Source organism: Sciscionella sediminilitoris (assembly GCF_000737195.2).
Lineage (GTDB): Bacteria > Actinomycetota > Actinomycetes > Mycobacteriales > Pseudonocardiaceae > Sciscionella > Sciscionella sediminilitoris.
The window spans coordinates 21260-27502 of record NZ_JALM01000041.1 but is presented as its reverse complement, the minus strand read 5'-3'; the positions used below and the strand labels follow the sequence as shown (position 1 = coordinate 27502).

6 protein-coding genes are annotated in these 6243 nt (G+C 69.2%); 4 read left to right on the top strand and 2 right to left on the bottom strand.

All coding sequences use genetic code 11. The features are described 5' to 3' along the window. Positions 1 to 33 precede the first annotated feature (33 nt). Entirely contained in the window at positions 34 to 1398 is a 1365-nt protein-coding gene (locus AD72_RS18785; RefSeq protein WP_031467844.1) for a hypothetical protein, read from the bottom strand. A 95-nt stretch (positions 1399 to 1493) separates the two neighbouring features. Continuing rightward, complete coding sequence (locus tag AD72_RS18780; protein ID WP_031467843.1) at positions 1494 to 2861, bottom strand: cystathionine beta-synthase; 1368 nt, start codon at positions 2859 to 2861, stop codon at positions 1494 to 1496. Positions 2862 to 2894: 33 nt separating this feature from the next. Between AD72_RS18780 and AD72_RS18775 the strand changes: the two genes are divergently transcribed. The 4 genes from AD72_RS18775 to AD72_RS18760 all read left to right on the top strand — a co-directional run bounded on the left by AD72_RS18775 (position 2895) and on the right by AD72_RS18760 (position 6203). Beyond that, a complete protein-coding gene (locus AD72_RS18775) occupies positions 2895 to 3137 on the top strand; it encodes a hypothetical protein (RefSeq protein ID WP_031467842.1) in 243 nt (80 codons plus the stop codon). A 45-nt stretch (positions 3138 to 3182) separates the two neighbouring features. Further along, positions 3183 to 3917, top strand: a complete 735-nt coding sequence (locus tag AD72_RS18770; protein WP_063890771.1) for a YidC/Oxa1 family membrane protein insertase — start codon at positions 3183 to 3185, stop codon at positions 3915 to 3917. Beyond that, positions 3902 to 5122, top strand: coding sequence for an acetyl-CoA C-acetyltransferase (locus AD72_RS18765; protein WP_031467840.1), 1221 nt, complete (start codon positions 3902 to 3904; stop codon positions 5120 to 5122). Before AD72_RS18770 ends, AD72_RS18765 begins: the two co-directional genes overlap by 16 nt. 247 nt (positions 5123 to 5369) lie before the next feature. Next, a complete protein-coding gene (locus AD72_RS18760; protein WP_037346421.1) occupies positions 5370 to 6203 on the top strand; it encodes a hypothetical protein in 834 nt (277 codons plus the stop codon). Positions 6204 to 6243: the final 40 nt, after the last annotated feature.

The window sequence follows — 6243 nt, the reverse complement described above, 5'->3', positions numbered from 1 at the left end:
CACGGGAGCCGTTCGTTACTACGTCACTTCAGGTCACCACTGCTGGGGAGGGAACCCCTGCTGACCGGGAGGCGGTCCCTGCGGGGGCTGCTGCTGACCCGGGTACCCGCCGCCCTGCGGAGGCTGGCCGGGGAACCCACCGCTGGGCGGCCCCTGCGGGGCCTGACCCGGGAACCCGCCACTGGACGGACCCTGCGGAGCCTGACCGGGGAAGCCGCCCTGCGGCTGGCCACCCGGACCGAACTGACCGGGAGCACCGGGGCCACCGGGCCCACCCGGACCACCTGGGCCGCCGAACTGACCAGGACCGCCGGGGCCACCGGGACCACCGAAGCCGCCACCGGGACCGAACGGGCCACCCCCGCCGACCTCCGCGGCCTTGGCCTGCATACCGGCCGTGGTCGAGGGCAGCCACCAGAGCACGATGACCGCGATGTAGATGATCACGCCGACCACACCCGAGGCCGCGGAACCGCCGATGAGGGCAAGCACCCCGGCGATGATGCCGAGCGCGGCGCCCACGGTGACCGTGAGCCGGCCCCAGTTCTTGCCCTGCCCGCCGAACCAGGCGCTCACTCCGACGACGACGGCGATCACCATCAGGACGATGATCACGATCAGGGCCATGGTCAGCGTCGAGTTGAGCCGGTCCATCGACTGGCTGAGCTGCCCGGAGTACGGATTGTCCGCGCCACCGAACGAGCTCGAGTTGCTGCTCAGGTAGCTCTTGGCGTTCAGGATGTTGACCATCCCGAGGATGGCGAAGATCAGCATGATCGCGGAGAGGGCGATCGTGGTCCACATCGCCGCGGGCAGCGTGTTGCCCTGCTGCGGGCGACCCTGCATCGGAGCACCCGGACCCGGCTGGCCGAACTGCGGCTGGCCCTGCTGCGGCGGCATCCCGGGCTGACCGTACGGCGCACCCTGAGCCTGGGCACCGGGCGGCGGGAAGCCCTGCTGCGGCTGGCCGCCGAAGGCACCCGCGTTCGGGTCCCCCTGGGGCACGTACCCCTGGGGCTGGAAACCCTGCTGACCGCCGAACCCGCCGGACGGGTCGCCCGCGGGCGGGGTGTACTGGCCGTAGTTCGGCTGCGGCGGGGCGCCGGTCGGCCCGACCACCTGCGTGGAGTCCGGTCCCTGCTGCCCCGGTCCGCCGAGCACCTGCGTGCTCTCCGGAACGTCACCCTGCGGGGCACTGCCCGGCATGACCGCCTGGGTCGGTTCGGCGCCGTCCTGCGGCTGACCTGCCGCGGGAGGCTGCTCGCCCGGCCGGATGGCCTGCGTCGGTTCGGCCGTGGAGAACTGGTTCTCCCCGCCCTCTTGTGGCGGCTGCACGCCGCCCTGATACGGCTGCTCGCCCTGGCCCTGCTGGCCATCCGGCGGCTGCGGAGCACTCATCGGGTGAACTCCCTCGGATAATTGGCTGACTGTCGTCCGCTGCGTGGTGGCCTACGCTATCTGATCACGACGAACCTGGCAGTACGGCCCGCCGATTAACCGCCGAGGTAAGCCAGCACATCCTGGCGGGTGACCAGGCCCGCCGGTTTGCCGCCTTCGAGCACGAGCGCGCCGTCGGCTCCTTCGAGCGCTCGCATCGCCGCGCTGACCGGTTCACTGGAACCGATGGTCGGCAGTGGCGCGGACATGTGCGACTCCACGCTGTCGGTGAGCGCCGCCTTCCCGGAGAACAACGCGTCGAGCAGGTCGCGTTCGTTGACCGCGCCCTTGACCTCGGCGGCCATCAGCGGCGGTTCCGCACCCACCACCGGCATCTGCGAGACGTGGAACTCGCGCAGGATCGCCACCGCCTCGGCCACGGTCTCGTTCGGGTGGGTGTGCACCATGTCCGGCAGCGATCCGTCCTTGCGGCGCAGCACATCGCCGACGGTCGCCCCGGTCGAGTCCGGCGGGAGGAACCCGTAGGAGGCCATCCAGGAGTCGTTGAACACCTTGGACAGGTAGCCGCGCCCGCCGTCCGGGAGCAGCACCACGATCACATCCTCGGGCCCGCAGCGCTTGGCGAGCTCGATCGCCGCGGCCACCGCCATCCCGCAGGAACCGCCGACCAGCAGTCCTTCCTCGCGTGCGAGGCGGCGCGTGGTGTGGAAGGAGTCGGCGTCCGAGACCGCGATGATCTCGTCGCAGACACCCCGGTCGTAGGTCTGCGGCCAGAAGTCCTCGCCGACCCCCTCGACGAGATAGGGACGCCCGGATCCGCCCGAGTACACCGAGCCCTCCGGGTCCGCCCCGACGATGCGCACCCCGCCCTCGGAGATCTCCTTCAGGTAGCGCCCGGTTCCCGAGATGGTGCCGCCGGTGCCCACGCCCGCCACGAAGTGGGTCAGCTTGCCCTCGGTCTGGCGCCACAGCTCCGGGCCGGTCGAGTGGTAGTGCGACTCCGGGTTGTTCGGGTTGCTGTACTGGTTCGGTTTCCAGCCGCCCGGCAGTTCGCGCGCGAGCCGGTCGGAGACGCTGTAGTAGGACTCGGGGTGTTCCGGGGCCACCGCGGTCGGACAGACCACGACCTCGGCCCCGTAGGCGCGCAGCACATTGCGCTTGTCCTCGGAAACCTTGTCCGGGCACACGAAAACGCAGCGGTAGCCCTTCTGCTGGGCGACCATGGCCAGCCCCACCCCGGTGTTGCCCGAGGTCGGTTCCACGATCGTGCCCCCGGGCTTCAGTTCCCCGGACTCCTCGGCGGCCTCGATCATCCGCGCGGCGATCCGGTCCTTCACCGAACCACCCGGGTTGACGTACTCCACCTTGGCGAGCACGAGCGGTTCGACCTCGGCGGCCAGGGCGTTCAACTTCACCAGCGGGGTATTGCCGATCAGATCGGTCACGTGCTCCACGTATTCCACATGGCAAGACTAACTCTCGGTTAGAGTGACTGGGTGACCGTCCTCGCGCTGCTCACGTCGAACCCCGAGACCCTCGGGTTGCTCGCCGTGCTGCTCGCCGCGAGCCTGTTCGTGACGGTCGGTTCGCGCGCGGCGCGCACGCTGGTCATCGGTACCCCGGCGGGTCTGCGCCCGGTCGCGCGCCACCACATCGGCGCCCCGGTCATCCCGCCGCGGATGAGCGACCCCGCCGCGAAGGGACACCCGCGCCCACGAGCTCCTTCGACACCGGCCTGATTCCGGTCCGGTCCCCATTCACCCCGTCGAAGGGTTCATTTCGTCATGCTCTCTTTTCTCGATCCGTTCGTGCGCCTTGCCGCGCATGCCCTTTCCTGGCTCGTCGAGCTGCTCACCCCGATCCTGCCCGCCGTGGCGCCCGGGCTCGCGGTCGTGCTGTTCACCCTCGCTTTCCGGTTGCTGCTGCATCCGCTGGCCCGCATGCAGGTGCGCGGGGAACGCGCCCGCGCCGCGCTCGCCCCGAAGCTGCGTGAACTGCAGGCCGAGCACGCCGGGGACCGGGAGAAACAGGCCGCGGCGACCATGGCCCTCTACCGCGAACACGGGGCGAGCCCGCTCGCCGGCTGTGGGCCGACGCTTCTGCAGCTGCCCGTGTTCTCGGTGCTGTACCGCACGTTCACGGTGACCACGATCGGCGGCGCGGCCAATGAACTGCTCGGGCACACCGTGTTCGGTACCGCGCTCGGCGCCCACTTCGATCCGGCGAACCCGGTGTTCTGGGGACTGCTCGCCTGCCTCGCGGTCACCGCGGCCTGTTCCTCGCTGTTCGCGGGGCGGCAGTCGAACGGCCAGGTCAGCGGGGTCATGGCGAAGCTGGTCCGCGTGCTGCCCTTCGGCACGGTGTTCTTCGCGCTCTTCCTTCCGCTGGCCACCGGGATCTACCTGCTGACCACGACGGCGTGGACGGTGGCCGAGCGGTGGTACCTGCATCGTCAACCAAGCAAAAGCTTGCTTGAGAACGAAAAGGTCGTAGAGTCAGGTCCATGCCAGAAGCCGTGATTGTCGCGACCGCCCGTTCCCCCATCGGGCGCGCCAACAAAGGATCCCTCGTCGACCTGCGTCCCGATGACCTGACAGCCAGGATGGTGCGCACCGCACTGGACCAGGTACCCCAGCTCGATCCGGCCGAGATCGACGACCTGATGCTGGGCTGCGGACTGCCCGGCGGTGAGTCCGGGTTCAACATGGGCCGGGTGGTGGCCGTGCTGCTCGGCTACGACCACCTGCCGGGCACCACGATCACCCGGTACTGTTCCTCCTCGCTGCAGACCACGCGGATGGCGTTGCACGCGATCCGCGCGGGCGAAGGGGATGTCTTCATCTCGGCCGGTGTGGAGACGGTGTCCCGCTCGAGCAAGGGATCCTCGGATTCCTGGCCGGACACGCACAACCCGCTGTTCGCCGAGGCCAAGGACCGCACCGCGCGCACCGCCGAGCAGGGCGCCGATTCCTGGGCCGATCCGCGCGAATCCGGTGACCTGCCCGATGTCTACATCGCCATGGGGCAGACCGCGGAGAACCTCGCCCGGCTCAAGGACGTCAGCCGCGCCGAGATGGACGAGTTCGGTGTGCGCTCCCAGAACCTCGCCGAGAAAGCCATCGCGGACGGGTTCTGGGCCAAGGACATCACCCCGGTCACCCTGCCCGACGGCCGCGTGATCGATGCCGATGACGGCCCCCGCGCCGGGGTAACCCTGGACGGGGTATCCGGGCTCAAGCCGGTGTTCCGCCCGGACGGCCGGATCACCGCGGCCAACTGCTGCCCGCTCAACGACGGCGCGGCCGCGCTCGTGATCATGTCCGACACCAAGGCCAAGCAGCTGGGCATCACCCCGCTCGCCCGCGTCGTGTCCACCGGGGTCACCGGGCTCTCCCCGGAGATCATGGGTTACGGGCCGGTCGAAGCCTCCAAGCAGGCGCTCGCCCGCGCCGGGATGGGCATCGGCGACATCGATCTCGTCGAGATCAACGAGGCCTTCGCCGCCCAGGTCATCCCGTCCTACCGGGATCTCGGCATCGACCTCGACCGGCTCAATGTCAACGGCGGGGCCATCGCGGTCGGTCACCCCTTCGGCATGACCGGTGCGCGCATCACCTCGACGCTGATCAACTCGCTTCGCCACCACGACAAGCAGTTCGGCCTCGAGACCATGTGCGTCGGCGGCGGCCAGGGCATGGCCATGGTGCTCGAACGCCTGTCCTGAGCACGATCCCGGCCCGCCACCAGCGGGCCGGGATCTCACAGGACGGCGCCGGCCAGCACACCCAGAAACAGCACCAACACGATGACTTTGACCAGGAATTTCACCGTGCAGAAAACCTTCATGGCACACCTCCGGTGATCGCGTTCCGCAATCCTTGATACGGCAGTCGCTGGTGACCGGACAGGTCCGTGCGGGAGCATCTCCCCCGGAGCACCGAGACCGGACCTCCGGACAGGGATGAGGAACCGTGGACGAAGATCTCAGCAGTGTGGTGCGAAACGTGCACCGGAGCACCCCGGAGGCCACGAGCAGGCTCGCCAATCACCCGCTCACCCGCGCCTACCTCGAGGCCGGGGTTCGATTGCTCGATCGCGAGTTCGACGCCTCGCTCGACGGGACCGATCGGTTCGTCCGTCCACTCGGGACACTGACGAGAGACACGGTGATCGCCGAGGTCGCCAACGGTCCCGCCGAACTTCCACAACAGGGCACCGTCGGCTCATTCCGCGACCGGTGGTCCTATTTTCCCGACTATGTGGCGGATCTCGCCCGTTACACGCTGCGCGAATATCATTCCGCGCCCGCCAATGTGCTCGCCAGGACGGCGGCCGGCACCCTGCTCGACAAGGAATTCGCCGCGGCAGTGCACGAAATCGGCTACGAGAGCACGGTCATCGCGCGCGATTCGACGGCACTGCGATTCCGCTTCCTCGCCGTCGCGCTCGCCGCCCAGGACGAGCACATCCGGGAAACGATGACCAGGCTGTACCACGACATCACCGACACCTGGCAGCAACTCTGCTCGGATGTGTTCGCGGCGCGGGGACTCCGGCTCCGGGACGGCATCAGCTTCACCGATCTGGCCACGATTCTCACCGCGCTCAACGAAGGACTGGCACTGCGGGACGCACACAGTCCGGGTAGCGGAATCGTCGACGACGAACGGCGGCGCAGCCTCGTCGGACTGGCGGCCCTCGCCTTGTTCGCGGGCGCAGCGGACACCGGGGACGGCCGCTCGGTCGCGGGAAACGCCGAACACATCGCCGGGAAGAACGGCTCCCGGCCGGCCGATCGAGATTAGGACCGTGGTGGGTGCACACCCCCGACAGCGCACCCACCAC

What these genes read in the sequence shown, in the direction of transcription:
- AD72_RS18785 (WP_031467844.1), bottom strand. Translation starts at nt 1,398, where the DNA reads ATGAGTGCTCCGCAGCCGCCGGATGGCCAGCAGGGCCAGGGCGAGCAG.
- AD72_RS18770 (WP_063890771.1), top strand. Translation starts at nt 3,183, where the DNA reads ATGCTCTCTTTTCTCGATCCGTTCGTGCGCCTTGCCGCGCATGCCCTT.
- AD72_RS18765 (WP_031467840.1), top strand. Translation starts at nt 3,902, where the DNA reads ATGCCAGAAGCCGTGATTGTCGCGACCGCCCGTTCCCCCATCGGGCGC.